The 26,581-nt window shown below is 69.6% G+C and carries 20 protein-coding genes; 5 read left to right on the top strand and 15 right to left on the bottom strand.

What is annotated here, in order from left to right; translation table 11 throughout:
• Positions 1 to 78 precede the first annotated feature (78 nt).
• Positions 79 to 993: an AEC family transporter gene (locus tag AB3X08_RS01215; protein ID WP_369935675.1), complete on the bottom strand. Its 915-nt coding sequence runs from the start codon at positions 991 to 993 to the stop codon at positions 79 to 81.
• Between the two features lie 840 nt (positions 994 to 1,833).
• The gene (locus AB3X08_RS01210; protein WP_369938371.1) at positions 1,834 to 2,442 is read right to left on the bottom strand and encodes a tetratricopeptide repeat protein; all 609 of its coding nucleotides are present in this window, start codon (positions 2,440 to 2,442) and stop codon (positions 1,834 to 1,836) included.
• 189 nt (positions 2,443 to 2,631) lie between these two features.
• On the opposite strand from AB3X08_RS01210, the gene AB3X08_RS01205 reads away from it, so the two are divergent.
• Positions 2,632 to 6,354 (top strand): indolepyruvate ferredoxin oxidoreductase family protein, encoded by a 3,723-nt coding sequence (locus tag AB3X08_RS01205; RefSeq protein WP_369935673.1) that lies wholly within the window; start codon positions 2,632 to 2,634, stop codon positions 6,352 to 6,354.
• Positions 6,355 to 6,660: 306 nt separating this feature from the next.
• Here AB3X08_RS01205 and AB3X08_RS01200 read toward each other — a convergent pair whose 3' ends face one another.
• From AB3X08_RS01200 to AB3X08_RS01185, 4 genes are all read right to left on the bottom strand, one after another.
• Positions 6,661 to 7,443 carry a hypothetical protein gene (locus AB3X08_RS01200; RefSeq protein WP_369935671.1) on the bottom strand — a complete coding sequence of 261 codons (783 nt, stop codon included), beginning with the start codon at positions 7,441 to 7,443 and terminating at the stop codon, positions 6,661 to 6,663.
• Between the two features lie 313 nt (positions 7,444 to 7,756).
• Entirely contained in the window at positions 7,757 to 8,359 is a 603-nt protein-coding gene (locus tag AB3X08_RS01195; protein ID WP_369935669.1) for a DUF938 domain-containing protein, read from the bottom strand.
• Between the two features lie 58 nt (positions 8,360 to 8,417).
• Positions 8,418 to 9,287 (bottom strand): NYN domain-containing protein, encoded by an 870-nt coding sequence (locus tag AB3X08_RS01190; protein WP_369935667.1) that lies wholly within the window; start codon positions 9,285 to 9,287, stop codon positions 8,418 to 8,420.
• Positions 9,288 to 9,443: 156 nt separating this feature from the next.
• Complete coding sequence (locus AB3X08_RS01185) at positions 9,444 to 10,529, bottom strand: alpha/beta hydrolase (RefSeq protein ID WP_369938370.1); 1,086 nt, start codon at positions 10,527 to 10,529, stop codon at positions 9,444 to 9,446.
• Positions 10,530 to 10,783: 254 nt separating this feature from the next.
• Here AB3X08_RS01185 and AB3X08_RS01180 point away from each other — a divergent pair, with 254 nt between their 5' ends.
• Positions 10,784 to 12,607, top strand: coding sequence for a family 43 glycosylhydrolase (locus AB3X08_RS01180; RefSeq protein WP_369935665.1), 1,824 nt, complete (start codon positions 10,784 to 10,786; stop codon positions 12,605 to 12,607).
• Between the two features lie 153 nt (positions 12,608 to 12,760).
• Here the strand turns inward: AB3X08_RS01180 and AB3X08_RS01175 are convergent, their stop codons facing one another.
• From AB3X08_RS01175 to AB3X08_RS01155, 5 genes are all read right to left on the bottom strand, one after another.
• Positions 12,761 to 13,576, bottom strand: coding sequence for an EcsC family protein (locus AB3X08_RS01175; protein ID WP_369935663.1), 816 nt, complete (start codon positions 13,574 to 13,576; stop codon positions 12,761 to 12,763).
• Between the two features lie 93 nt (positions 13,577 to 13,669).
• Positions 13,670 to 15,076, bottom strand: coding sequence for an MFS transporter (locus tag AB3X08_RS01170; protein ID WP_369935661.1), 1,407 nt, complete (start codon positions 15,074 to 15,076; stop codon positions 13,670 to 13,672).
• A gap of 166 nt (positions 15,077 to 15,242) precedes the next feature.
• Complete coding sequence (locus AB3X08_RS01165; protein ID WP_369935659.1) at positions 15,243 to 16,145, bottom strand: DUF4424 family protein; 903 nt, start codon at positions 16,143 to 16,145, stop codon at positions 15,243 to 15,245.
• Positions 16,146 to 16,338: 193 nt separating this feature from the next.
• Positions 16,339 to 17,976: a peptidoglycan-binding protein gene (locus AB3X08_RS01160; protein WP_369935657.1), complete on the bottom strand. Its 1,638-nt coding sequence runs from the start codon at positions 17,974 to 17,976 to the stop codon at positions 16,339 to 16,341.
• 86 nt (positions 17,977 to 18,062) lie between these two features.
• A complete protein-coding gene (locus AB3X08_RS01155; protein ID WP_369935655.1) occupies positions 18,063 to 18,791 on the bottom strand; it encodes a hypothetical protein in 729 nt (242 codons plus the stop codon).
• A 780-nt stretch (positions 18,792 to 19,571) separates the two neighbouring features.
• Between AB3X08_RS01155 and AB3X08_RS01150 the strand changes: the two genes are divergently transcribed.
• On the top strand, positions 19,572 to 20,483 hold the full coding sequence (locus tag AB3X08_RS01150) for a hypothetical protein (protein ID WP_369935653.1): 912 nt from the start codon (positions 19,572 to 19,574) through the stop codon (positions 20,481 to 20,483).
• An 860-nt stretch (positions 20,484 to 21,343) separates the two neighbouring features.
• Complete coding sequence (locus AB3X08_RS01145; protein ID WP_369935651.1) at positions 21,344 to 21,763, top strand: BA14K family protein; 420 nt, start codon at positions 21,344 to 21,346, stop codon at positions 21,761 to 21,763.
• A 183-nt stretch (positions 21,764 to 21,946) separates the two neighbouring features.
• On the opposite strand, the gene AB3X08_RS01140 is transcribed toward AB3X08_RS01145, so the two are convergent.
• The 4 genes from AB3X08_RS01140 to AB3X08_RS01125 all read right to left on the bottom strand — a co-directional run bounded on the left by AB3X08_RS01140 (position 21,947) and on the right by AB3X08_RS01125 (position 23,911).
• Complete coding sequence (locus AB3X08_RS01140) at positions 21,947 to 22,399, bottom strand: hypothetical protein (RefSeq protein WP_369935649.1); 453 nt, start codon at positions 22,397 to 22,399, stop codon at positions 21,947 to 21,949.
• 118 nt (positions 22,400 to 22,517) lie between these two features.
• The gene (trhA, locus tag AB3X08_RS01135) at positions 22,518 to 23,180 is read right to left on the bottom strand and encodes a PAQR family membrane homeostasis protein TrhA (RefSeq protein WP_369935647.1); all 663 of its coding nucleotides are present in this window, start codon (positions 23,178 to 23,180) and stop codon (positions 22,518 to 22,520) included.
• A 144-nt stretch (positions 23,181 to 23,324) separates the two neighbouring features.
• Positions 23,325 to 23,615, bottom strand: a complete 291-nt coding sequence (locus AB3X08_RS01130; protein ID WP_185814804.1) for a HigA family addiction module antitoxin — start codon at positions 23,613 to 23,615, stop codon at positions 23,325 to 23,327.
• Positions 23,616 to 23,629: 14 nt separating this feature from the next.
• A complete protein-coding gene (locus tag AB3X08_RS01125) occupies positions 23,630 to 23,911 on the bottom strand; it encodes a type II toxin-antitoxin system RelE/ParE family toxin (RefSeq protein ID WP_369935645.1) in 282 nt (93 codons plus the stop codon).
• Positions 23,912 to 24,082: 171 nt separating this feature from the next.
• Between AB3X08_RS01125 and AB3X08_RS01120 the strand changes: the two genes are divergently transcribed.
• A complete protein-coding gene (locus AB3X08_RS01120) occupies positions 24,083 to 26,581 on the top strand; it encodes a DEAD/DEAH box helicase (RefSeq protein WP_369935643.1) in 2,499 nt (832 codons plus the stop codon).

The following is a 26,581-nucleotide window of genomic DNA, read 5'->3' as shown; positions in this document are numbered from 1 at the left end:
CCCCGCGGCGGCTTTGCGGCGACGGGGACTGCTCAAGGGGACGCCCGGCCGGGGCCAAAATCCTCGTCACAAGGCGCGCTAGCCCGACGCCCCCAGCAGCCACGCCCACGCCGGCAGCGTGACCAGCGACAACAGGATGCCGTAACCGACCAACGCCGCCGCCAGCTGCGGCGCCAGCCGGTGCGAGATCGCCAGCGCCGCCGCGGTGATCATCGTCGGCATCGCCGATTCGAGCACGTTGGCCTGCAACGGCTGCCCGCGCAAACCCAGCGCCCACGACAGCGGCCACGCCAGCGCCGGCAACAGCAGCAGCTTCAGCAGCAGGCCGGCGGCCAGCGGCTTGAGCTCCTCGCGCGGCAGCCGCAGCTGGATCGAAAAGCCCACCGCCAGCATCACCAGCGGCAGCATCGCGTCGGCCAGCTGCTGCAGGCCCGAGGCGATCCACGCCGGCGGCTGCGCCGGCATCAGGGTCAGCGCGAACGCCAGCGCCCACAGCGGCGGGAAGCGGGCCATGCGCAGCAGCGTCTGCCGCAGCGATGGCGGGGTCTCGCCGCCGTAGCGGGCCAGTACGTACAGGCCGAAGCTGGACAGCAGCACGAAGGTGCCGAACTGGTCGTAGACCACCGCATACGGCAGCGCCGCCTCGCCGAGCAGCGCGCGCACCATCGGATAGCCGATGAAGCTGGAATTGCTCAGGCCCACGCACAGCAGCAGCGCGGCGTGTTCCTCGCGACGCAGGCGCAGCGGCCGGCGCAGCGCCAGCACCGCCAGCACGGTGACCCCGGCCAGCAACCACGGGGTCAGCATCAGCCCGAGCAGGGACAGATGCAACTGCAGGCGCGGCACGTAGATCAGCACCGAAGCCGGCAGGCACAAGTACAGCACCACGCCGTTGAGCACGTCGGTGGTGTTGGCCGGCAACACGCGCAGGCGCGCGAACAGCTTGCCGAGCGCCAACATGGCCAGGATCAGGGCGAACGCGTCGAAAGCCATCGGTACAACGGGAGTCTGGTGGGTACGCCGGCATCATCGCATGCGCGTATCGGCAGGCCGGTCGATCGCATGCGGCGTGGCGCGCGGCTTGGCGGCGCCGGCGCTCGCAGCGTTTCTGCGTCGGGGCTGAAGCCCCTCCCACAATGCACCCAGCCGGCTTGGCCGAAGCGCCTGTTGGGCGGCCTCGGCCGTGCCGCATGGGGCGAGGCGCACTCGGTTCCGGACGTTAACCGCGTGGCGGCGGCGCGGCGGCAGCACTGGCGCACCCAACGTTCCCGCGTCGGGGCTGAAGCCCCTCCCACAGTGCATCCGGCCGGCTTGGCGCAAGCCCCTGCAGGAGCGACTTCAGGGCACCTCTAATACCTCCCCAAACAGCATGTCGATGCACTTGCGAGACGCCGACACGCCCAGCCTGCAGGCTCCGGCATCGATGCGTTCGAGATGCCATGGAGTGGCAAAGACGCATTGGCGGTAGACGGTGGCGTTGCGGCCGCGTTTTTCATGGACGCCTTGGCATCGCGGCCGCTTCGTTCTCCTGTCGCGGCTGAAGCCGCTCCTACACGTGCGCGCCGTGCTCTTGTAGGAGCGGCTTCAGCCGCGACAGAAAAAAGAAACACGCCATCGCCACGTGCAGCGTGCAGCTTCCGGAATGGAGTTGTTAGAGGTGCCCTTCAGTCGCGACGAACGGAGCGATGCGCTGGACAACTGCGCACAGTGCCGGGGCCGAGGACCCCGCTGCAGTGGCCCAGCTGCACCATCCGCTGGCGGCGGTGGCGGTCGCGGTGGCGGTGGCGGTGGCGGTGGCCGCGACTCAGGCTATGCCGCGCACGCAAGCGCAGCTCAGGGCCAGGCGGGCGGCTTGGCCTGCCAGGCGGCCAGCACTTCGGCCAGGGTGGCGCGTTCGTCGTCGCGCCAGGTCGGCAGCAGCTTGGCGAAGTCGGCGCCGGCGCCCCACTGGTCCGGCCAGGTGCGCACGGCGGCGGCGTACCACTTCACCGCCTCGTCCTTGCGATCCAGCCGCCACAGCACCAGCGCCAGCGTCGGCGGCACCCAGTCCGGCGCCGCCGGGCGGCCGTTGACCAGGCCGCTCCATTGCGCCAGCGCGCGCGCCGGATCGCCGGCGCGCAACAGGTCCCAGCCGTAGTTCCATTCGATCTGGCGGCGCTGCGCGCCGGCGCTCAACCCGCGCAGCGCGGTCTGGTACAGCTCTTCGCCCAGTTCGCGGCGCCCGCCGGCCATCGCGATCGCGGCCAGCTGCGCGCGCGCCTCGACCGCGTTCGGATCGCGCTGCACGGTGCTGGCGAGACGATCGACCAGCGCCTCGCCGCTGCCGGCGATCGCCGCCACCGGCCGCGTTGTGCTGCGGTCCTGGTCGAAATAGAACTCCTTCGGCGCCGGCAAGGCCTGCGCGTGCGCAGCGACCGCGGTCGTGCCCACCCAGGCCAGCATCGCGGCCAGTGCGTATTTATGTGCATTCACTGCTGACAACCCTCGGAGGTGTTCCCCTCCCCCATCGGCATCGTAACCGCGTCCGCCGCCGGGGGCGAGGGGCAGGCGCACAAAACGCCGCTGATACAATCGGGGGATCGTGCCCGGCCTGCGCCGCGCACGCGCCAGCCTTCCCTCTCCAGGCAAGCCATGAACCGCATCGCCGATCCGCGTCCGCCGTCTTCCCTCGCCGTGCCGGCCGCCGCTGGCGTCGACGCCGACTACACCCTGGAGCACAAATACACCCGCACCGACGGCCGCATCTACCTGTCCGGGGTGCAGGCGCTGGTGCGCCTGCCGCTGATGCAGCAGCTGCGCGACCGCGCCGCCGGGCTCAATACCGGCGGTTTCGTCAGCGGCTACCGTGGCAGCCCGCTGGGCGGCTTCGACCTGGAGCTGTGGCGCGCGCGCAAGCACCTGGACGCGGCCAACGTGAAATTCCAGCCCGGCCTCAACGAGGACCTGGGCGCGACCATGGTCTGGGGCACGCAGCAGACCAACCTATTCCCCGGCGCGCGCGTGGATGGCGTGTATGCGATGTGGTACGGCAAGGGCCCGGGCGTGGACCGCTGCGGCGACGTGTTCAAGCACGGCAACGCCGCCGGCACCTCGCGCCACGGTGGCGTGCTGGCGCTGGCCGCCGACGACCACGCCTGCCGCAGTTCGACCCTGCCGCACGGCTCGGAAGAGGAATTCGTCAGCGCGATGATGCCGGTGCTCAATCCGGCCGGGGTGCAGGACATCCTCGACCTGGGCCTGCTCGGCTGGGCGATGAGCCGCTACACCGGGCGCTGGATCGGCTTCAAGACCATCGCCGAGACGGTGGAATCCTCCGCGTCGGTGGAAGTGGACCCGTTCGCGCGGCAGATCGTGCTGCCGGAGGATTTCGAACTGCCGCCGGGCGGGCTCAATATCCGCTGGCCGGACCCGCCGCTGGACCAGGAGATGCGCCTGCATCGTTACGCGGTGCGCGCCGCGCAGGCCTTCGCCCGCGCCAACGGCGTGGACCGCACGGTGATGGATGCGCCGCAGGCGCGGCTGGGCATCGTCACCACCGGCAAGAGCTACCTGGACGTGTTGCAGGCGCTGGAATACCTGGGCCTGGACGAACGCGCCTGCCGCGACATCGGCATCCGCGTGTACAAGGTCGGCATGACCTGGCCGCTGGAGCCGATCGGCATCGCCGCGTTCGCGCAGGGCCTGGAAGACATCGTGGTGGTGGAGGAGAAGAAGGCCTTCATCGAGCGGCAGATGAAGGAGCAGTTCTACAACTGGCCGGCCAGCGCCGGGCCGCGCCCGAGCATCGTCGGCAAGTACGACGAGGCCGGCGAGTGGATCCTGCCGTCCACCGGCGAGCTGACCCCGGCGACGATCGCCGCGGTGATCGGCAAGCGCATCCTGCGCCTGCTGCGATCCAGCGCGATCAGCACCGAGTCGATCGAGCAGCGGCTGCGCTGGATGGAGGCCAAGGAAGCGGAGATGGCCCTGCCGCGCGCCAATTTCCCGCGCGTGCCGCACTACTGCTCCGGCTGCCCGCACAACACCTCCACGGTGGTGCCGGAGGGCTCGCGCGCGCTCGGCGGGATCGGCTGCCACTACATGGTGACGTGGATGGACCGCGCCACCGACACCTTCACCCACATGGGCGGCGAAGGCGTCACCTGGGCCGGGCAGGCGCCGTTCACCGACACCCCGCACGTGTTCCAGAACCTAGGCGACGGCACCTACTTCCACAGCGGCTCGCTGGCGATCCGCCAGTCGATCGCCGCCGGGGTCAACATCACCTACAAGATCCTCTACAACGACGCGGTGGCGATGACCGGCGGGCAGCCGGTGGACGGCACCTTGAGTGTGCCCGACATCGCCCGGCAGATGCGCGCCGAAGGCGTGCACACCATCGCCCTGGTCAGCGACGACATCGGCAAATGGACGCGCCGCCGCGAGCAGTTCCCCAGCGACGTCGAGTTCCACGACCGCAGCGAGCTGGACGCGGTGCAAAAGCGCCTGCGCGAGGTCAAGGGCACCAGCGTCCTGATCTACGACCAGACCTGCGCCACCGAGAAGCGGCGCCGGCGCAAGCGCGGCAAGCTGCCCGATCCGGCCAAGCGCGTGCTGGTCAATTCACTGGTCTGCGAAGGCTGCGGCGATTGCGGCGAGAAGAGCTTCTGCGTGTCGGTGCTGCCGAAGGAGACCGAGTTCGGGCGCAAGCGCCAGATCGACCAGTCCGGCTGCAACAAGGACTATTCCTGCGTCTCCGGCTTCTGCCCGAGCTTCGTCACCGTGCATGGCGGCGCGCTGCGCAAGGGCCGCAAGGCCGACGCCGCGGCGCTGCTGGAGCAGCTGCCGGCGCCCACCTTCCGCAGCGACCTGAGCCGGCCCTGGAACATCCTGATCACCGGCGTCGGCGGCACCGGCGTGGTCACCATCGGTGCGCTGCTGGGCATGGCCGGACACCTGGAAGGCAAGGGCGCCAGCGTGCTCGACCAGACCGGCCTGGCGCAGAAGGGTGGCGCGGTCACCACCCATATCCGCCTGGCGCGCCAGCCCGAGGACCTGCACGCGGTACGCATCGCCGCCGGCGAGGCCGACCTGGTGCTGGGCTGCGACATGGTCGTGGTCAACGACTACTGGGCGCTGTCCAAGGTGCGCGGCGACCGCTCGCAGGTGGTGCTCAACACCTACGAAGCGATGCCCGGCACCTTCACCACGCATCCGGACATGCAGTTCCCCGCCGCCGACATCGTCGCCGGGGTGCGCCTGGCCCTGGGTGGGCGCGAGCCCTTGCTGCTCGACGCCACGCAACTGGCCACCGCACTGCTCGGCGACGCCATCGCCAGCAACCTGTTCATGCTCGGCTACGCCTGGCAGCAGGGGCTGGTGCCGCTGTCGCACGCCGCGCTGATGCGGGCGATCGAACTCAATGGCGCAGCGGTGGCGATGAACCAGCAGGCCTTCGCCTGGGGCCGCCTGGCGGCGCTGGACCTGGCCGCGGTGCAGCAGGCCGCAGGCATGCCCGGCAGCGTCGCCGCCGGCACCGAAGCCGCCGCGCAACGGCTGCAGCAGCTGCCGCCCGGCGAGTGGGAAGGTCACGAGGCCGGCGCCAGCGCCGCGCCGCGCAATCCGCACAACGCGCGCCCGCCGCGCGACCTGCCCGCCGCCGGCGATGCCGCCGACCCCGGCCATGCGCCGCTGGACGACACCCGCCTGTCGCGCTCGCTGCACGAACTGATCGCGCGCCGCCGCGCGTTCCTGGTCGATTACCAGGACGCCGCCTATGCCGCGCGCTACGCCGCGCTGGTGGAACGCGTGCGCGAAGCCGAGCAGCGTGCCGCCGCCGGCTCCACCGCATTGACCGAAGCGGTGGCGCGCTACGCGTTCAAGCTGATGGCCTACAAGGACGAATACGAAGTGGCGCGGCTGTACACCAGCGGCGATTTCCAGCGCCAGCTGCAGCAGCAGTTCGATGGCGCCTATTCGCTGCGCTTCCACCTGGCGCCGCCGCTGCTGGCCAAGAAGGATGCGCAAGGCCGCGCGCTCAAGCGCGAGTACGGGCCGTGGATGTTCACCGCGTTCAAGTGGCTGGCCAAGCTGCGCGTGTTGCGCGGCGGCGCGTTCGACATCTTCGGCTACAGCGCCGAACGTCGCGGCGAGCGCCAGCTGATCGCCGACTACGAACGCACCGTGGGCGAGCTGCTGGAACGGCTGGCGACGAACAATCTGGCGCTGGCGGTGGAGATCGCCAGCGTGCCGGAACATATCCGCGGCTACGGGCACGTCAAGGAAGCGCATCTGCACGAGGCCAAACAGCGCGAGGCGCGGCTGCTGGCGACCTGGCGCAACCCGAAGGCGTTGCATATCGTGCAGGCGGCCTGAGCGCGGGCGTAGGCAACTCGCCCTTGTAGGAGCGGCTTCAGCCGCGACAGGCAGACGGACGCGCCTGTGATCACCCGCGCCATGACCGCGACCGATGAAACGATCGATCGCAGCAGCGTCGATGTCGATCGGCGATCCGCCAACGAAAGAAGGCCGAGAGACTCGGCCTTCGGGATCGCGCGTTTTTCAGATCGTCTCTGCCACTCCGCAGGGCGGTTTCAGCTCGGTGCTTGCTGACGGGTTCCGTCGCGGCTGAAGCCGCTCCTACAAGGCGTTGGTGACGTATTGCTGGGGTGCGCGCTCGCCTCAGACCCGCGGATCGGTCGGCGTGCCGCGACCGGCGCTGTTGTAGCGGTCCGAATGGAAGGCTTCGCGCACTGCCGCCTTGGCCTGCTGCCAGGTCAGCCGCGAGCGGTCCTTGGCGCGTTCCCAGCCGCTTTCCAGATCCGTTTCCAGGCGGTCGTCCCATTCGCGGTCCTGATAGCGGCTTCGCGCCTGGACGCCGTAGCGGTAGGCCGGACGGTAGTCGTCATAACCGGCATCGGCGTCGCGGTAGTCCGCGCTGTCGAAGCGCTCGGCGTAATAGCGGTCGCTGTCTTCGTAGGTGCGGTAGGTGGCGTCGGCGCGCTGCCAGGAATCGCGTGCCGCCAGGCGCGCATCCTCCCACTCCAGGCGCGACTCGCCGCGGCGGGTGCCCCAGTCGCGCGACAACTCGGTTTCGTTCTCTTCCCAGCTGCGGGTCGGATACTGTTCGCGCGCCTGCAGGCCCAGGCCGTAGGCCGCGGCGTAGTCGCGCTCGTAGTCGTAGTCGGACTTTACGTAGTCGCGGTTGCGGTATTCCTCGCGCCAGTATTCGGCTTCGCCGGTCGGGTCGATGCGCTCGGCCACGCCCTTGCCCGCCGCGGCGCCGGCGACCACGCCGACGGCGGCGCCGATCAGGGTGCCGAGCGGCCCGAACACGGTGCCGGCCAGCGCGCCGGCGGCCACGCCACCGGCGGTGCCACCGATGCCGACGCCGACCGGATGCGAACCCGGCGTGCCGGAGATGGGATCGCGATTCAGATCGCGTGCTTCGTTATTGGTGCTCATTGGGAACGCTCCGCAGTGATATGGGATCACCGGCCATGCGTATCGGCCCGTGGTGGTCGCACAGTGGCGAAGATCCGGTTAATCCCTCGTGCCACCGGAGTGAGCGCGCGATGAGGCTGCGTGCCCTGGTCCTCACGTGGCCGCAACGTCGCCTGGGCAGGCCGTGGCGCAAGGTCACGTCGCGGTGCATCCATTTCCAGACGCGCTTGCGGCGCGCATACGACGGTCTGCGCCCGATGCAGCGGGACGCCGGATCCGCTGCGCAGGCGGCGCGCTGCAGGTCCGAACGCGCCGCAGCCGCGCGACGCGCAACTCAGCCGCGCCGCCACACCAGGCAGCGATTGTTCGCCGGCATCGCCGCGTCCTCCTGCAGCACCAGGCCCTGCGCCTGCGCCAGCGCGGCGACCGCCTCGAAATCGCGGATCCCGCTCGCCGCGTCGCGCGCCTTCAGCCAGGCGTCGAAGGCGCGGTTGCTGTCGCTGCTGAAGCTGCCGCCGTAGTTGAACGGCCCGTACACCACCAGCGTGCCGCCATCGCAGTCGGCCAACAGCGTGCCGACCCCGGCGAAGAACGCCTGCACCGCGGACCAGCCCATGATGTGCAGCGTGTTGGCGGTGAACACCGCGTCGTAGCCGGCGGTGGGCCATGGCCCCTGCTGCACGTCCAGCACCAGGGCCGGCGGCGTGTTCGGCAACGCCGCCGCGTCCAGCCACTGCGCGATGCCGGGCAGGTGCTCGGCGCGCTCGCTGCATTGCCAGGTCAGCTGCGGCAAGGCGGCGGCGAAATGCACCGCATGCTGGCCGGTGCCGCTGCCGATCTCCAGCACATGGCGGCGCTCGGCGACATGCCGCTGCAGCACCTGCAGGATCGGCGCGCGATTGCGGTCGCAGGAAGGAGCATAGGGTTTCTCGTTCATCGCTCGTCGCTTGGTGTGGCCTGCGCGCGGGCCGCGGCCGCGCGCGGGCGGATCGCGGTCAACTGCGCGAACGCACGAAGATGCGCTTGCCGCCGCCTTCGTTGCCGCGCTCCTCGAGTTCGAACTGTGCCGACAGCCGCCGCAGCAGGTCGCTGAGTTTCTTGTGCCCGTACAGGCGCGGATCGAAATCCGGGCGCACCTTGTTGAGGTAGCTGCCGACGCTGCCGAGTCCAGCCCAGCCTTGGTCGTCGGAGGCTTCCTCGATTGCCTGGCGCAGCAGTTTCAGCGGTGCCGACAGCGGCGCGGCCTTCGCATCGGCCGGCGCTGCGTGCGCCGCCGCGCTCGCGGCCACGGCGGCCGGCGCCTCGGGCTTGGCCGTCTGCGCGGCGTGTGGCGTCTTGCGTGCCTTGCGCGCCGGCTTGGCGACCGCGGCCGCCGGCTTGGACGGCTCGGCGCTGGCCGCCTCGGTGCGCAGCACTTCGGTATAGATGAACTTGTCGCAGGCCTGCACGAAGGCATCCGGCGTCTTGCGCTCGCCGAAGCCGTACACGGTCGGCCCTTCCTCGCGCAGGCGCTGCGCCAGGCGGGTGAAATCGCTGTCGCTGGAGACCAGGCAGAAGCCGTCGAAGCGGCCGGTGTACAGCAGGTCCATCGCGTCGATGATCAGCGAGCTGTCGGTGGCGTTCTTGCCGCTGGTGTAGGCGAACTGCTGCACCGGGCTGATCGAGTGCTTCAGCAGCGCCTGCTTCCACTGGGTCATGCGCGTGCTGGTGAAGTCGCCGTAGATGCGCTTGACGCTGGCCACGCCGTACTTGGCCACCTCGGCCAGCAAGCCTTCGATCACCGACGGCTGCGCGTTGTCGGCATCGATCAGCACCGCCAGCCGCGGCTGGTCGTCGTCGGTCTCGGATCTGGAACGGGTTTTCATGGCGGGGACCTGCGTGGAAACGAAAGCGGCGGTGCCGAGCGCAGCGTGGTGACGCCGTCGCGCTCGGCGCCAGGCGCCACTGTGCCACTCCGGCACAGCGACGGCCAGTCTTGGCGTAGGGCGGCGGTCGCCGCGTCGCCGGGCGCGCCCCCGAGATCAGGGCGTCGCAGCAGGCGCGGGCGGCAACGCCAGATGCGTGCGGAAGAAGCGCGCGATCACCCGCAGCGCCTGCTGGCTCTCGGGCAGCGTGTCGTTGAGATGGAACGCATGGCCCATGCCGTCCCACACGTGCAGATCCGCTTCGCGGCCCAGATCGACCAGCCGCGAATGGGTGTAGGCGACATTGCTCAGTTCGGCCGCACGCGTGCCGGTGATGAACAGCACGGGCGGAAACTGCGCCAGCACCGCATCGGAAAACACCGGCGACACCAGCGGATCGTGGAAATCCACATCGGCACCGTAGTACAGGTCCTCCATGATCGGCAGCGCACCCTGCGCATCCGGCAGCGGCGCATCGTTCACCGCCGCCACCACATAGCGCGAGTCGCCACGGTACCGCGCATCGCCGCCGGCGCAGAACATGCCCGCCGCGGCCGGCATCGGCAGCTTCTGCTTGGCGAACCAGGCCAGCGACTCGCCGGTCAACACGCCGCCGGCCGAGCAACCGAACAGGCCGATGTGCTGCGGCGCATAGCGCTTGAGCGCTTCGCGGTAGACCGTGGCCACATCCTCGCTGGCGGCGGGAAACCGGTGTTCCGGGCCCATCCGGTAGTCGACGCTGACCACGGTGACGCCGGTCATCGCCGCCACCGGAATCGCCTCCATCATGCCGAACGACGCGGCGCTGCCCATCACGAAGGAGCCGCCATGCAGTTCGATCAACAGCCGCTGCCGCTGCGCCGGCGACGCATCGCGCGGCTGCACCAGCGTCACCGGCACGCCGTTCCAGGTCGCCGTGGTGATCGTCACGCCGTAGCGTTCGCGCAGCGGTTCCACCACGCCCTTGGCCCACGCCTCGGTCTCGGCGCGGATGCGCGGCAGTTCGCGCGCCAGCGTGGCGTTGTCCATTTTCGCCAGCGGATCGCCGCGGGCCATGTCGCCGCGTGCTGCCGCCTGCGCCTGCGGACTGAGGAACGGCGACAGCGGCAGATCGAAGGCCGGCATGTGGCGGATGCCGTCGTGCGCGACATCGGCCGCGTGCGCGGCCGGCGCGGTCAGGCTCGCGATCAGCGCCAGCACCAGCTGTCCCTTCTTCGGTTTCTTTGCAGTCACGCCAGCGTCCTTCGGCAACGATCGAATGCCGCAGGATACCGACGTAGACCGCGCGCGACTTTGCGCGATCCCGCTGCTTTGCCGGCGCCCGCCCTGCGCTGCGAGACGCGTGCAATGGCTTGCGGTCGGCCCGTGGCGTGCCGTCGGCGGCGCGCCGGCCGCTTCGCGCGGCGCTCGGGCATTTGCTACGGTAGCCGACGCCGCCACGGGGGAGGCCCATCGCCATGTTCAGAGCAATCGCGACGCTGGCGCTGCTGGCGAGCAGCGGCCTGGCCGATGCGCAGGCGCCGGGTCAGCGCAGCTACGCCAATCCGATCGACCTGGATTACCGCTACAACTTCGAACAACGCAACGAAGGCATTTCCTATCGCACCGGCGCCGACCCGGTGTTCGTGCGCTTCGGCGACGCCTACTACCTGTTCCAGACCCTGGCCGACGGCTACTGGCGCTCCGCCGACCTGCTCGACTGGCGGTTCGTCGCGCCCAGCCGCTGGCCGTTCGAGAGCATTGTCGCGCCGGCGGTGGTCGCCGACGGCGAACGCCTGGTGATCATGCAGTCGGCGTTCGAACCGCGGCCGCTGCTGCAGACCCGCGACCCGGCCAGCGGCAAGCTCGACTTCCTCACCCGGTTACTGCCCAAGCTGCCGCGCGCCCAGCCGATCGGCACCGACATGAAGGGCCGGCCACTCAGCGACGTGCCGCCCGGCCCCTGGGATCCGGACCTGTTCATCGACGACGACGGCCAGTGGTATCTGTACTGGGGTTCGTCCGATCGTTACCCGCTGTACGGCATTGCGATGGAGCGCACCGCGCAGGGTGTCGCCTTCCGCGGCGAGCCTGCGCCGCTGGTCGCGCTGGACCCGGCGCAGCACGGGTGGGAGCGCTTCGGCCCCGACCATCGCGGCGCACGCTTCGCCGACGGCAGCCCGATCGGCAGCTATCTGGAAGGCGCGTGGATGACCAAGACCGGCGGCCGCTACTACCTGCAATACGGCGCGCCCGGCAGCGAGTACAACGCCTACGCCAACGGCGTGTACGTCGGCGAGCACCCGCTCGGGCCGTTCGTCTACGCGGCCTACAACCCGGTGGCGTACAAGCCCGGCGGCTTCATGCAGGGCGCCGGCCACGGCTCCACCTTCCAGGATGCGCACGGCAACTGGTGGAACAGCGGCACCGCCTGGATCGGCGCCAACTGGACCTTCGAGCGGCGCATCGTGCTGTTCCCGGCGGCATTCGCCGCCGATGGACAGATGCGCGTGTCCACCCGCTTCGGCGATTTTCCGCACTGGATGCCGGACGGCGCGGTGGCCGATCCGGACGCGCTATTCACCGGCTGGATGCTGCTGTCCTACCGCAAGCCGGCCAGCGCCTCGTCCACCCTGGACGGCTTCGCCGCCGCGCGCGCCACCGACGAGGACCCACGCAGCTATTGGGTGGCCGCACGCAACGCGCCCGGCGAAACCCTCACCGTCGACCTGGGCAGGGAGCGCAGCGTGCGTGCGGTGCAGGTCAACTTTGCCGACTACCGCGCCGGCCGCTACGACGACGCGCCGGACATCTACACCACGTTCCGGCTGGAGCATTCGCGCGACGGCCGCCACTGGCTGCCGCTGGCCGAGGTCGGCGACGGCGGCGACCGACGCGACCGTCCCAACGCCTACCTGCAACTGCCTGCGCCGGTCCGCACCCGCTACATCCGCTACGTGCACGGCCATGTCGGCGCCGCCTACCTGGCGATCGGCGACCTGCGCGTGTTCGGCAACGCCGACGGCGCCCCGCCACGGGCCCCAACCGGCGTCGCCGCGCGCCGCGACACCGACCGCCGCAACGCCCGCGTGCACTGGCAGGCGGTGCCGGGCGCGGTCGGCTACAACGTTCGCTGGGGCCTGCGTGCCGACCGCCTGAATCTGACCTACCAGGTGTTCGCCGACCGCGGCACCGATCTGGAAATTCGCGCGCTCGACCGCGACCAGGATTACGTGTTCGCGGTCGAGGCCTTCGACGAACGCGGCGTCTCGCCGCTTAGCGCGCCCATCGCGTTGCCATGACGCGGTCGCGCCGATGGATGCGCCGTACCTGGCAGCAATCCAGCGCCCGGCGCGTAGACCTGGACAGGCGCGCGAGACCGATGCCGAACCGATCCAGGGCCGCCAGCCGCCGGCCTCGGGCCAGCCGACGCGGTGGGCGCAGCGCAGGGTCGCTCACTTCGCCGCCGGCAACGCCTCGTAGGCCTGCCGCACCGCGGCCTCGCCATAGCGCCGCTCCAGCCGGCGCACGATGAAGTGGCCGCGTGCCATCGCCTGGAAGTGCGCGATGAAGACCGTGTTGAGCAGCGCGCCGCTGGCCGCGCCGACCAGCGGCACCGCCTGCGCCGCCAGCTTCTCGCTGACCGTGATCGAGAACTTCGCCGCGATCCGCGACATCAGCGACACCAGCGCCGGCGCGCCCTTGCTGCCGATGCCGTGCGCGGCGATGTACTGCGCGGCGGCGCTGAGCTGCTGCGCCATCGCCGTGCGCACCGCGAAGTAGCCCGATTCGCTGCCATCGTCGCGTGCGCTGCGGCCGCCATGCGCCAACACTTCCAGGCAGGCCAGCGTGGTCGCCGGATCGTCCAGCCGCTCGCCCTCGGCGCGGGCGATGTCGGCGATCGAACGCAGCATCAGCGTCGTGGTCAGCGGCAATTCCACCAGCAACCCGGGCAGGCCGAAGAAACCGCCGGCGGCACCGGTCGCGGCCACCGCCGCCCCATGCAGGCGCGGCCGCGCCGCACCCGGGGCCTGGTTCCGCAGGGTCAGCAGCGCCGAGCGCAAGGCGATGCGCAGCGCGCGATGGCTGATCGCGTCGATCCGCGAGGACAGCGCCTTCGGCAGGCGCTTGCTGAGCAGATCCTCGATCGGCGCGCCGACCGTATTGGCGATCTTCGCCGCCAGGCCGGGATGCTCGAGCAGCGCGTGCGCCTGGGCCAGATCGCGGTGGTCGGCGGCATCCATGGCGGGAACGGGGAGATTGGAGGTCATGGCCCGGAGTCGTGGCGGGGGAGCGCACAGCATGCACCGGCCGCCGCCGCGATGCTGTCGAGGGCAGATGACGGAACCGGGAACGCAGGTGCCCTAGCCGGCGATCTGCTCCAGCGTGCGGTTGCGGGTACGCGGGCCGAAAATGCCGATGATCCCGGCCACCGCCAGCAGGCTGGCGACGATGAAGGCCAGCACGCCGCGATTGCCGGCGCGCTCCAGCAACAGCCCGATCAGCAGGCTGCTGCCGGCGGTGGACAGGCGGCTGAAGGAATAGCAGAAGCCCACCGCGCGGGCGCGCAGCGCGGTCGGGAACAGCTCGGCCTGGTAGCCGTGGTAGGCGAAGCTCATCCAGGCGTTGCAGAAGGTGATCGCCGCACCGCAGGCGATGATCGCCAACGGCTGGGTCTGCCAGGCGAACAGCGTGCCGAACAGCACCGCGCCGAGCGCCGACCACACCACCTGCCACTTGTTCTCCCAGCGCTGGGCGAAACGCAGCAACAGCAGCGGCGCCAGCGGATAGGCCAGCGAGATCGCGAACGCATAGCCCAGCCCATGCACGCTGTCCGCGCCTTGCGCCGACAACAGCGCCGGCAACCAGTTGCCGAAGCCGAAGAAGCCGATCGCCTGGAACACATGGAACGCCACCAGCATCGCCACACGGCGCCGGTATGGCGGCTTCCAGAGCGTAGCGAAACGCCCCTGCGTCGCGGCGGAGGCGAGCTGCGGTTCGGGCTGCGGCGGGTCCAGCGCGCGCCCCAGATCGGCCGCACAACGTGCCTCGAGCTGGCGCAGCACGGCGTCGGCCTCGGCATCCCGGCCCTGCGCCGCCAGCCAGCGCGCCGACTCTGGCAGGCGCCGGCGCAGCCACCAGATCGCCACCGCGAACGTGCCGCTCAGCAGCACCACCCAGCGCCAGCCGCTGACCCCGAGCGGCGCGTGCGGCACCAGCGCCCACGCGCTCACCGCCACCGCCGGTACCGCCAGGAACTGCACGAAGAACGCGAAGGCGAAGGCCGCCCCGCGCATGTGCCTGGGCATCAGTTCGGACAGATAGGTATCGATGGTGACCAGCTCGATGCCCAGGCCGATGCCGACCACGAAACGCCACACGATCACCCCCAGCGCCGTGCTCTGCAGGCCCATCGCCACGGTCGCGGCGGTGTACCAGAGCAGCGCGAAGGCGAACACCGGACGCCGCCCGAAGCGGTCGGCGAACGGACTGAGCAGGCTGGCGCCGAGGAACAGGCCCAGGAACGTGGCCGACGCGAACGCGGCCTGGTCGGCGATGCCGAACGCGCCCGCCGCACCGGTGGCGAAGATGCCGTCGCGCAGCAGGCCCGGGCTGATGTAGGCGGTCTGGAACAGGTCGTACAGTTCGAAGAAGCCGCCCAGCGCCAGCAACCCGACCAGGCGCCACAGCGTGGCCGTCGCCGGCAGGCGATCGATGCGCGCGGCCACCTGCGCGACGGAATCGGAACGAGCAGCGGCAGGATCGAGCATCGTCGTGCACCGGCAGGAAGGGCCGCCGACCGCCTCGACGGTCGACGCTGGCGCATGCTGCCCGATCGCCCCGCGTCTCCGCTACCGCCAGCGATACCGGTTGCGGACGCAGCCCGCCTCGCGTTCAGCGGGACGTCGGCTTCGGCCCGCGCGTCGCTTCGGGCAACTACCGCAGGAACAGCACGTTCAGATCCTGCTTCGGCACGAAATCCTTCTGCTCGAATTCGAAGGTCAGCGGATCGGTCCGCTTCAGTTCGCCGTCGAAGCACAGGCTGATCATGTCGGTCGGCGCGCGCTTCTTCAAGGTCAGGTGGAAGTCCTGGATCGGTCCCTTCCAGTTGTTGCCGGTCAACAGGATGTAGCGCAGGTTGCTCCATTGCAGGCCGTGCTCGCCCTCGCGGCGGCGCGCGCTTTGCTGCGCGCCGGCGTCCATGCAGGTGTCCTTGGCGTAGTCGCCGATCAGGTCGGCCGCCGGCATCGGCACCCCGGTCGCCAGGCTCGGCACATAGCTGTGGCGGATCGCCACCGCCTTGCCCGCGGCAAATGGCTGCTGCCAGGTGAAATACTCGCTGAGGGTGAAGAGCGGCTGCCCATCAGGGTCGAACCAGCGCTTGGGCAGCGGCTTGCGGCCCTTCGGCGTCTGCCCGGATTCGATATAGCTGGCCAGCTCGTCGCTGCTCCAGCCGCTGGCCGCCCACTGCCGCGACACGTCGGTGCCATCCTCCAGCCGCGCCACCAGCTTGCGCTCGGTGCGCACCGGCTTGCCATCCACCCACAGCTTGAACTCGGTCAGTTCGCTGTGGTCGGCCATGCCGAAGTACATCGGCGGCATCGGGAACGCGATCGGCACCACCAGATCGCGCGTGCTGGTATTGGTGAACACGTAGTCCACCCGCACCAGGTCCTCGCTGATGAACAAGGCCTCCTTGCTCATGCGGATATCCGGCTGCTGGGTCAGCTGGATGGTGCCATTGGCGTCGTCGAAACTGCTGTCGTTGGCATGGGCGGTGGCGGCGAACAGCGGCGCGAAGGCGAACAGGGTGCGGACCAGCAGGCGTCTTGGGGTCATGGCGAGGTGAGTGGGCAGTGGGGCGAACGGATCGGATCGGCTCGGTCGCGGCCGAGCGCGCTATCTTAGGCGTTCGCATGCGGCCCGCGCCGCATGCGCCAACGCCGATCAATTCGCGCCTGATCGGCTGGACCGGGGCGGCCGTGCGGCTGGCGGCGGTCTGCGCATTCTGTGCAGATGCCGCCGGCGTCGATTACATCCCGCGTGCCTGACTCTGTGCCGGCTCCTGTGCCTGCAAACGCTGCACGTCGGCGTTCAACGTGTCCAGCTGGCGCGAACTCTGTTCGACCGACTGGCTCACGGCCTGCGCCTGATCGACATAGACGCGGCGATGCGCAGGATCCCGCAAGCCGCCCTCCACGCCGATGAAACCGCCGTTGTTGCTCGCCACCACGTGGTCCACCTTGTGCAAGCCGCTGACCTTGGCCTCGAGCACGATCTGGCCCGCGGCGCGCTCCAGCGCCTCGCGCCCCTGGAATGCGCCACGATCGCCAAGTGCCTCCAGCTTGCCGACCACGTCGGCGTACATCGCATGATCCGGATGCGCGGGATCGGCCATGCTGACCGCTGCGGCCGCCGGCGTGGGAGCGGTGGACTGCGGCGCTGGCGGCTGCGTCGCCGCGGTCGCGGCCGGTGACGCGGTGGCGGAAGACAGTGCCGGTGCCGGTGCCGGTGACTGGGACTGGGACTGGGACTGGGACTGGGACTGGGGAATCTGCTGCAACAACACGCCGAGTTCCAGCGATTGCAACGTGTCCCTGTCGGCGACGCCGGTAGGCGGCAAGCCCGCGCCTTGCTGGTAATGCTTGAGCGCGCGTTGCGTGCCGGACCCGAAATCGCCATCGACGCCGAGCTGCTCGCCGTTGTCGCGCAGCGCCTGCTGCAGGGCGCGCACCCCGTCGCCCTTCTCGCCGAGCTCCAGGCGGCCGTCGCGCAATGCGCCATCGGGCATCTGCCGAATCTGCTGGCCCACCCCCAGCGCCGCCAGCATCGCGGCGTCGGCCGTCGCGGTAACCGGCATGCCGTGGGCCTGCTGATACTCGCGCACGCAGCGTTCGGTGTTCGGCCCGAACTTGCCGTCCGGCGTTCCCACCGCATAGCCTTGCGCCGCCAGCGTTTCCTGCAGCTGGCGCACGCCCTCGCCCTTCTCGCCGGGCGCCAGCTGTCCATCCTGCAAGGCACCGCGGATCAGCACGCTGCGTTCGCGCGCCGGGTCCAGTCCCATGCCGGCATCCAGGCGATCCTGGTTGATGGCGATATCGTTGTAGTAGTCGGCGTTGCTGGTGCCGTTGGAATCGGCGACCGAACTGCCCTGCACCACCTGCGCCGCGCCGCCGGCGCCGGAAATGTGCCGCGCCTTCAGGATGCCGGCGATATGTTCGGGCGTATCGCCCTCGTGCAGCACGCCGGTACGCATGGCCTGCTGGTAGGCCGCATCGCTGATGGTCTTGAAGGCGCCGTCCTGCAGATCGGCCGAGGCCTTGTACTGCTCCAGGCTCAGGCCGTTGTTCCAGTTTTCCGGGTTGTTCAGAAACCGGGTCATGCCGCCGGACACGGCCCAATCCCACTCGCGGGCATAGCCGGAATCCTTCAGCGCCTGCCGATAGCGGTCCTGATCGATCAGGCCGGCATCGGCCAGCCAGCCGGCACCGGCCTGATAGCGGCCCACGTAGCCCTGGCCATTGGTGATCGCCAAATCGCCACCGTTGCTCTCGGTGTAGACGGTCGATGCCACCAGCCGCCGGGTCATGCTGTCGTCGAGTCCAGCGATGCTGCCTTGCGTCCACGCACGTGCGGTCGCGATCGAATTCTCGCTGCGCTTGTCGTCCATCTCGATGCTCCTTGCAAAAGACCGGCACCAAGGCCGTCGTTGGATAAATCCCGCAATCCGGGATCAACTGGCGCAGCGCGATCGCTTCAACGGTCGCACTGCGCCAGCTTGACATTGGCGCCGCCGCGCCTGAATTCGAAATCGGTATAGCCCGGCCCGTTCTTGCCGCCGTCCACGGTCGACGCGGTGACCGCAAGCGGCCGCTCGGCGCCTTCCAGCGCTACCCAATATTCCATTGCCGCAGGCGATGGCGAACCGTCGTCGCAGACGCCATCGCGGCGCACCACCCGGTCGCCGCCGCGCAATTGCGCACGCAACACCTTGGCGTAGTCCGTGCTCGGATAGAACCTGCGCACGACCACCAGCAACGCCGTCGCCGCATCGCCCGCGAATGTCACGCTGGCCTCGCCGGCGTTGCCCATGCGCGTTCCAGCATCCGCGCCCACCTTGCCGTCCGGCAGCGGCGCTTCGCCGAATCCGGCCAGGGTGGTCTTGCCGCGCACAGCCACCGGGTAGACCCGTACGCCGTCTGCCGGCACCAGTTCGCCCAGACCGGGAATCGCCTTCACCTGCGCCCAGGAAGGCGGCTGCGCAGCGGCGAGCACCGTCAGCGCCGCGCGCAGCGAGGATGCCGGCGCAGGCGTGGCAGCGTCCGGCGCAGGCGCCGCCGCTGGATTTGTCGGCGATGCGGGCAGCGGGTCGGCGTTGGCGGCAGCAGGCGCGGCCGCCGCAGATGCCGCCGCGGCACCTTGTTCGGGTTGGCAGGCGGCCAGCAGCGCGGCGGCAAGCACGAGTGGCAAGAGCTTGAAAGTCATAGCACTCCAGACGCGTCCAGTGAGAGCGCGAGCCGATCCGTGGTTCCGCAAATCGAGCGTCGCGAGACGAAGAAGCGCCCGCAGTATAGCCGCGATGCACTGGCGACCCGCACGCCTCACCCGCACCACTTCAAGCTTCCGGGTCTGGCGACGTCAGCATCGCGTCACGACATATCCTTAGCGAAACATTAACCGCGGGCTTGTAAAGCTGTTTCCACACAGGATACGAGGCAAGGGGAAGGACGCATGGGCACCAAGGAAAACAAGCGCAGCTGGCTGTTGTGGGTGGTGTTGCTGGCCGCTGCGGCGGCGAGCGTCTAAGCGAGCGCGCAGCAGGACAAAAGCCGTCGCAACTGCAATAGCGGCTTCAATAGCTTCGGCAACTGCATCCGCGAGAATCGGCGAACGTCGAGGCGTCCGAGGCCTATCTTGAATGCCGCAAGGGGCGGCCCCGCCGTCTACGATCAACAGCGCTGCGTCGAACGCGACCGCGAGCTGCACGAACAGCGTATGACCAGGGCATACGACGCTCTGCGCTATCGCTCGGTGGCCACGGACAGCGGCGGCCTCGCACAGCGCAGAGATCGCTGGCGCGGGTCAGCGCGCCGGTGCGTTGGAGAAGGACACGCGCACAAGCCCCGAGGCAGAGGACATCCGCGCTACGCCGATGCGTGGACGCTGCGGCACGGACGCTCTGATCAAGCCGTTGCGCAGTGCATCCCGCGATCGTCAGTGCACACGACGTGCAGCGCCAATTCCGCAATCCCCTCTGGAGCACCCATGCACGCCTACGACATCGCCCTGAACGACTGGCACGACGGCCCACCGGCGCAGGACAGCGATGGCTGGTGCTTCGGCCTGCCGCCCGGGATTCGCCCGGCGCAATGGCCGCTGGATCCGCACAGCGGCTATCCGATGCTGCACGGCTTCACCCTGCGACTGCCGGCGGACTATCGCGTGCATGGTCCCGACGCGGTGGCGCTTTCGTTCTTCGCCACCGCGCTGGATCACAACGATGGCGGCCCGATCGGCGGACCGGATGGCATGGAGGACGTGATCGATGCACCCGGTGCAGTGCCGCCGGTCGACGCAGCGCTGCTGCCCTTCTGGGAACGCGCGCGGCAGGCGCATCCGCGGCTGTCGCGGATGCGCGACATCCTGGGCTGCGCCTATGCGGTGATCCTGCTGAGCCAGGATGAAGCCGATGGCCCGCCATGCCCGCCGCCACCGATGGTGGATAGTCCGCTGCAGCGCGTGTTGGCCGTGCCGCAGTGGTTCGGCGCCGGGGCGGCAGCCGGATTCGCGGCGTGGGAGCGGCGGGAGATCCCGTTGCCGAAAGCAGCAGACCCGCACGCCGTGCATCGCCCGTTCAAGCTCAACGCGCGCGCCAATGACCCCAACGCGGGCAGGCCGCCGCGGGAGTATTTCGGCGATACGCCCGGCGACGGCGACTACCAACCCTTCCACTACTGGCTGAACGGCGAGATCGCGACGGAAAACTACCGCGAGCACGACTGGGCCATCGGCCACGCCGTCAACCACCTCGGCGGGACCATGCGCCCGGTGCAGAACGTGCCGGACTTCAGCCCGTACTACATCGGGTTCGAAGAGGACTTCGGCGGCTACAACTTCGGCGGCGGCAATGCGCAGCTGGACTTCAGGGACATGCGGTTCGACTGGGCCTGCGGCTGAGGGCGGCAACGCGGATATCCGTTGCCTGGTCGCGAACCGATCTGCCTGGAATGCCTGCCTTCGCGATCGCGCAGCGCCGCGTTGCCGGAAGGCGTGCAGGACCGGGAGTCAATCGGCCTGACGGCGAATGCGCTGCAGCTATCGGCTGGAGCGGCGGGCGCAGCGCCGGCGAGCGCGCCACGCCGGCGGCGCATCGAGCGCGGCGTAGCGGGATGACACGGGTCAGGCGGTGGCAACGCATCGTCACCGCAAGCTGAACTGCTTCCTGGTTTCGTGTTGACACCAAGAGAGGGTCGCATAATAATAGAACCGTACAGTTTGGTTTTATAAAGCTGTCCGAAGTGGCGTTCCGAGCGGACAGGGACAACAGCACTGCCCTTTCGCCGTCGCGTAGCAATGCTGCTGCATCCTGATGCCGTTCGTTCCCGTGTTTTTTGCGACCCCGCCAGGCCTCCCATGAAGCCGCACCATCCAACTCGGTCCGTTTCCTCGCCTGCATTGCGCCCGGGTGAGCAAGCGCTGTTCGACCTTCCCGATCTTCCGTCGGCGCGCATGCGCCCGGCAGCCAGCTGGATGCGCCGGCGCCTGCATGCGATCGCAGCGAAGTTGTCGTGCAGTCGCTCGGGTCGCTGCGGTCAGCACGGTTGAATACGCCGGCCTCGGTCACGCGGCCAGGTATCTGCATGCGCGTACTGCGCTAGCGCAGCATCGACGGCGCGGGCCACCCGCCGGCCGCACCATTCGCTGGTCGCCCAGGTTCACCAAGTGGCCAGCCGCCCGTATGGATGGCCGGCATCACGGCATCACCGTAGCGGTGCGGGTAGCGTCAGCGCCGGATCGCACGCCGTGCTTACCTGCCCATGGAGAATCGAATGAACAAGATGCTTGGAGTCGTGATCGCTTGCGCCCTGGCCGCCGGCCTTCCCGCCGTTGCAGGCGCGGACCAGGTCCCGCCGCAGGACCGGCACGACGATGACCGGCGCCACGACGCTCCGCCGCGGCCGGGCCAGCTCGGCGCCGAGCGCCGCGACGAAGCCCGGCACGACGACCGCCATGGCGATCGACCGGGCGACCATCGCGGCGACCACCGCCCGGGCGACGAGCGCTATGGCCACTGGGACCCCAAGTGGGGTCCGCGTCCGGGTGGCCCGCCCGCGCACCGCGCGCGGCATGACGATTGGTACCGCCACGTCCGCGCCTGCCAGCAGCGCTACCGCAGCTACGACGCGCGCAGCGACACCTTCGTCCATCGCGGCCGCCGTTTGCGCTGCTCGCTGTAAGCGGCGAACGTCTTTCCGTTCTCTGCGCAAGGCGCGCAGAGAACGGGCAGGTTTCTCGATGTCGGGTAAGCGCAACGCGCGCGACCTGGACGAATACCGGAGCGCAGCAGCGCAATCCGCTGCGGTGCGAGCGCCGTCACCCGGCGAGCGGCTCGGACCGATGGCAACATCAGCCCGGCACGCTCACTGCTGCCCAGTGCAATCCGCGTTCTGCGCGTCGCAGAACGCCGCCGCGCGGCGGATCTGCGCATCGCTCAACGGCGGCGGGCGGGCGACCGCCGGCTGGACCTGGTCCGGTGCGCCAGTGAGCGTATGCAGCCCCTTGGCGGCCTTGCCGGCGACGTAGTAGATGCCGAGGGCGAGGTAGCCGCCGCCCTGGCTGACCTGCTCCACCGAGGGCGGCGGCCGCCAATCCTTGTCGAAGCGGTTGGGCTGGGCGCTGACCGGATTCTTGAAGCGGTACAGGTCCAGGGGCTGTTCCTCGTCCGGCGGCAGCGCGCGCACTTCGTCGAGGGTCTGGATGTCCTGCGGCGGCGGGCTGGCCGCGGCGGGCGCGGGGTCGGCCTGCTGGGCATGCGCCTGTGCGACCACGCCAAGCAGCGCGGCGGCAACGACGAAACGCGCGGCATTGCACATCGAGACCGGTCCTTTTCCATGCATCGCCATGGCAGCTGCCGAGCTTACTGTCGGCAGCTGAACGTCACCATCGCCGCTGCGGCGCGCCGCATACGGCGCATGCCTTCTGCCCGTCGGATCAGGCCGCCTGCAACGGCTGCAGGCACAGCCAGACGGCGCACCAGTGCGACAGCGCGCCGCCCAACACGTGGGCGTGCCAGATGGCGCGGTTGTAGACCATCGACTTGCGCACGTAGAAGCCCACGCCCACGGTGTAGAACAGGCCGCCGGCGGCGATGAACCAGAGCACGGCGCTGTCCAGGTTGGCCATGAGCGGCTTGATCGCGACGATGCCGGCCCAGCCCAGCAGCAGGTAGATGGCGACCCAGAAACCCTTGCTGATGCCGGGCAGGAACAGCTTGGCGAACACGCCGAACAGCGCCACGCCCCACACCGCCAGGGTCATCGACCAGACCCAGGCGCCGGACAGCGCCAGCACGAACAGCGGCGTGTAGGAACCGGCGATCATCACGAAGATGCCGGCGTGGTCCAGCTTGCGCAGGATCGGCTGGCGCTGCGGCGAGGCGAAGTTGTAGGCGGCCGAGCACGCGAACATCGCCAGCATGCCCAGCGCGTAGACGCAGGTGGCCACGACCAGGGCTTCGCTGGCGTGGGCGCGCCGGACCAGCAAGGCGCCGCCGACGACGGACAGCAGCAGTCCGGCGGCATGCACGATCAGGTCGGCGCGGCGGGCGGCGGCGGTTTTGTAGTGAGCGACTGGGGCGGGGGCAGGCACGGACAAGGCGGGTCTTCGGCACGTCGGGGGATCGCGCCGCTGCGCGGAGGGAGCACAGCATACCCGCTGGCCGCGCCGATCAGGTCAGCGATATCGCAGGTGCGCGCCGGCTTCTTCCCGCCCGCGACAGCGACCGCGCCGCTGCGCGGTCTATGCCGCGATGCGCTCGATCTTCCGAGCCTGCGCGCCCAGCGCACGTCGCGCCTGTTCCAGGTCGTAGTCGGCCTGCAGGCCGAGCCAGAAACGCTCGCTGGTGCCGAGCGCGGCCGCCAGCCGGATCGCGCTGTCGGCGCTGACGCTGCGCTTGCCGAGCACGATTTCGTTGATGCGGCGCGGCGGTACGCCGGCGGCACGCGCCAGCGCGTTCTGGCTGATGCCCAGCGGGGTCAGGAATTCCTCCAGCAGGACTTCGCCGGGGTGGATGTTGGGCAGGGTCTTCATGGCGGCTCGGTGGGTCAGTGGTAGTCGACGATTTCCACGTCAAGCGCATCGCCATCCTTCCATTGGAAGCACACGCGCCATTGATCGTTGATCCGGATGCTGTATTGGCCTTTGCGGCTTCCTTTCAACGCTTCCAGTCGATTGGCGGGCGGAACACGCAAGTCGTCCAGCGTGGCCGCGCTGTTGAGCATGCGCAGCTTGCGCCGAGCCACGACCTGGATATCGGCCGGCAATCGCCGGGAAGGCGTGCCCTGCCAGATCTTTTCGGCTTCCTTGTCGACGAAGTTCCGGATCACGCAGCAACCATAACGCCACCCGCCGTATAACGCAATGCGTCATAGGGGTCGCCGAGATGTTTGCACCGCGCTGGCTGAATCCGCTCAGCCAGCCGCCCTCGCCCGGTCGGCCGCTGTCTCATACCCTGAGACGCCGTTCCGCTTCCCTGTCCCGCTTTGAGAGCCGTACCGATGCCCGCCCACGCCCTAGCCCGCCGCACCGAGGACGCCGAGCGCGCCCTGTCCACCACCGGCGGCGAGCCTTCGCGCGACGGCGCGCTGCTGACCGAGCGGCTGGAGCGGCGCTACCACGACCGCATCACCGGCAGCTTCATGCTCCCCGGCCGCGAAGGCCGCTACGCGCCGATCCCGGACGACGTGCCGGCGGCCCTGGTCGCGGCGCTGCAGGCGCGCGGCATCGAGCAGTTGTACAGCCACCAGGCCGAGGCCTGGGACGCGGCGCAGCGCGGCGAGCACGTGGCCATCGTCACCCCCACCGCGTCGGGCAAGTCGCTGTGCTACACGCTGCCGGTGGTGGCCGCGGCGATGACGGCGCAGGCCAAGGCGCTGTACCTGTTCCCGACCAAGGCGCTGGCGCAGGACCAGGTGGCCGAGCTGCTGGAGCTCAACCGCGCCGGCGAGTTGGGAGTGAAGGCCTTCACCTTCGACGGCGACACCCCGGGCGATGCGCGCCAGGCGATCCGCCTGCACGGCGACATCGTGGTCAGCAACCCGGACATGCTGCACCAGGCGATCCTGCCGCACCACACCAAGTGGGCGCAGTTCTTCGAAAACCTGCGCTACGTGGTGATCGACGAGATCCACACCTACCGCGGCGTCTTCGGCAGCCACGTCACCAACGTGCTGCGCCGGCTCAAGCGCATCTGCGCGTTCTACGGGGTGACCCCGCAGTTCATCCTGTGCTCGGCCACCATCGGCAATCCGCGCGCGCATGCCGAGGCGCTGATCGAGCAGCGCGTGCATGCGATCACCGACTCCGGCGCGCCGTCCGGCGACAAGCACGTACTGCTGTGGAACCCGCCGGTGGTCAACGCCGACCTGGGCCTGCGCGCCTCGGCGCGCTCGCAGAGCAACCGCATCGCGCGCATTGCGATCAAGAGCGGACTGAAAACGCTGGTGTTCGCGCAGACCCGGCTGATGGTGGAAGTGCTGACCAAGTACCTGAAGGACATCTTCGACCACGACCCGCGCAAGCCGCCGCGCATCCGCGCCTACCGCGGCGGCTACCTGCCGACCGAACGTCGCGAGGCCGAACGCGCGATGCGCGCCGGCAGCATCGACGGCATCGTGTCGACGTCCGCGCTGGAACTGGGCGTGGACATCGGCTCGCTGGACGTGGTGGTGCTCAACGGCTACCCCGGCAGCGTGGCCGCGACCTGGCAGCGCTTCGGCCGCGCCGGGCGCCGCCAGCAGCCGTCGCTGGGCGTGCTGGTGGCCAGTTCGCAGCCGCTGGACCAATACGTGGTGCGGCATCCGGACTTCTTCGCCGATGCCTCGCCCGAACACGCACGCATCGCCCCGGACCAGCCGCTGATCCTGTTCGACCACATCCGTTGCGCCGCGTTCGAGCTGACCTTCGTCGCCGGCGAGGCGTTCGGCCCGGTCGATCCGGCGGTGTTCCTGGAAGCCCTGGCGGAAAGCGAGGTGGTGCATCAGGAAGGCGACCGCTGGGAGTGGATCGCCGACAGCTACCCGGCCAACGCGGTGAGCCTGCGCTCGGTGGCCGACGGCAATTTCGTGGTGGTGGACAAGACCGACGGCAAGCAACAGATCATCGCCGAGGTGGACTATTCCGCCGCCGCGCTCACCCTGTACGAAGGCGCGATCCACATGGTGCAGAGCACCCCGTACCAGGTGGAAAAACTCGACTGGGAAGGGCGCAAGGCCTATGTCACCCGCACCCACGTGGACTACTACACCGACAGCATCGACTTCACCAAGCTCAAGGTGCTGGACCGTTTCGACGGCGGCGCGGCCGGGCGCGGCGACAGCCACCACGGCGAGGTGCACGTGGTCCGGCGCGTGGCCGGCTACAAGAAGATCCGCTACTACACCCACGAGAACATCGGCTACGGCCCGGTCACCCTGCCCGATCAGGAGCTGCACACCACCGCGGTGTGGTGGCAACTGCCGCAGGCGACGCTGTTGAAGGCGTTCGCCACCAAGCAGGACGCGCTGGACGGCTTCCTCGGCGCCGCCTATGCGCTGCACGTGGTGGCGACGGTGGCGGTGATGGCCGACGCGCGCGACCTGCAGAAGGCGGTGGGCGACGGCGACGGCGCCTGGTTCGCGATGGCCGACGCCAAGGGCCGCGGCCAGCTGCGCGGCGGCGACAACGGCGAGCCGGTCGGCGTGGAGCTGCAGCAGTTCGTGCCGACCGTGTACCTGTACGACAACTTCCCCGGCGGCGTGGGCCTGAGCGAACCGCTGTGGCAGCGCCAGGCCGAGCTGGTGCAGCGCGCGCGCGAACTGGTGCAGCGCTGCGAATGCGTGGCCGGTTGCCCGGCCTGCGTCGGCCCGGTGCTGGCCGCGCAGGAGGACAGCGCGACCACGCCGAAGGCGCTGGCGCAGCAGGTGCTGCGCCTGCTGCTGGAAGGCGACGCTGCGCTGGACCAGGAAGCCACCACGATCGACAGCGAGCTGGATGCGTTGCCGGACTGGAGCGCATGA

This window comes from Xanthomonas sp. DAR 34887 (genome assembly GCF_041245805.1).
GTDB classification, from domain to species: domain Bacteria; phylum Pseudomonadota; class Gammaproteobacteria; order Xanthomonadales; family Xanthomonadaceae; genus Xanthomonas_A; species Xanthomonas_A tesorieronis.
This window is presented reverse-complemented; position numbering and strand designations above follow the sequence as displayed.

Excerpts from the sequence above, each read along its gene's own strand:
- AB3X08_RS01140 (WP_369935649.1), bottom strand. The coding sequence starts at position 22,399 with ATGTGCAATGCCGCGCGTTTCGTCGTTGCCGCCGCGCTGCTTGGCGTG.
- AB3X08_RS01195 (WP_369935669.1), bottom strand. The coding sequence starts at position 8,359 with ATGAACGAGAAACCCTATGCTCCTTCCTGCGACCGCAATCGCGCGCCG.
- AB3X08_RS01165 (WP_369935659.1), bottom strand. The coding sequence starts at position 16,145 with ATGACCCCAAGACGCCTGCTGGTCCGCACCCTGTTCGCCTTCGCGCCG.
- AB3X08_RS01200 (WP_369935671.1), bottom strand. The coding sequence starts at position 7,443 with ATGAGCACCAATAACGAAGCACGCGATCTGAATCGCGATCCCATCTCC.
- AB3X08_RS01155 (WP_369935655.1), bottom strand. The coding sequence starts at position 18,791 with ATGACTTTCAAGCTCTTGCCACTCGTGCTTGCCGCCGCGCTGCTGGCC.
- AB3X08_RS01130 (WP_185814804.1), bottom strand. The coding sequence starts at position 23,615 with ATGAAGACCCTGCCCAACATCCACCCCGGCGAAGTCCTGCTGGAGGAA.
- AB3X08_RS01120 (WP_369935643.1), top strand. The coding sequence starts at position 24,083 with ATGCCCGCCCACGCCCTAGCCCGCCGCACCGAGGACGCCGAGCGCGCC.
- AB3X08_RS01205 (WP_369935673.1), top strand. The coding sequence starts at position 2,632 with ATGAACCGCATCGCCGATCCGCGTCCGCCGTCTTCCCTCGCCGTGCCG.
- AB3X08_RS01170 (WP_369935661.1), bottom strand. The coding sequence starts at position 15,076 with ATGCTCGATCCTGCCGCTGCTCGTTCCGATTCCGTCGCGCAGGTGGCC.
- AB3X08_RS01215 (WP_369935675.1), bottom strand. The coding sequence starts at position 993 with ATGGCTTTCGACGCGTTCGCCCTGATCCTGGCCATGTTGGCGCTCGGC.
- AB3X08_RS01210 (WP_369938371.1), bottom strand. The coding sequence starts at position 2,442 with ATGCTGGCCTGGGTGGGCACGACCGCGGTCGCTGCGCACGCGCAGGCC.
- AB3X08_RS01160 (WP_369935657.1), bottom strand. The coding sequence starts at position 17,976 with ATGGACGACAAGCGCAGCGAGAATTCGATCGCGACCGCACGTGCGTGG.
- AB3X08_RS01150 (WP_369935653.1), top strand. The coding sequence starts at position 19,572 with ATGCACGCCTACGACATCGCCCTGAACGACTGGCACGACGGCCCACCG.
- AB3X08_RS01180 (WP_369935665.1), top strand. The coding sequence starts at position 10,784 with ATGTTCAGAGCAATCGCGACGCTGGCGCTGCTGGCGAGCAGCGGCCTG.
- AB3X08_RS01145 (WP_369935651.1), top strand. The coding sequence starts at position 21,344 with ATGGAGAATCGAATGAACAAGATGCTTGGAGTCGTGATCGCTTGCGCC.
- AB3X08_RS01175 (WP_369935663.1), bottom strand. The coding sequence starts at position 13,576 with ATGACCTCCAATCTCCCCGTTCCCGCCATGGATGCCGCCGACCACCGC.
- AB3X08_RS01190 (WP_369935667.1), bottom strand. The coding sequence starts at position 9,287 with ATGAAAACCCGTTCCAGATCCGAGACCGACGACGACCAGCCGCGGCTG.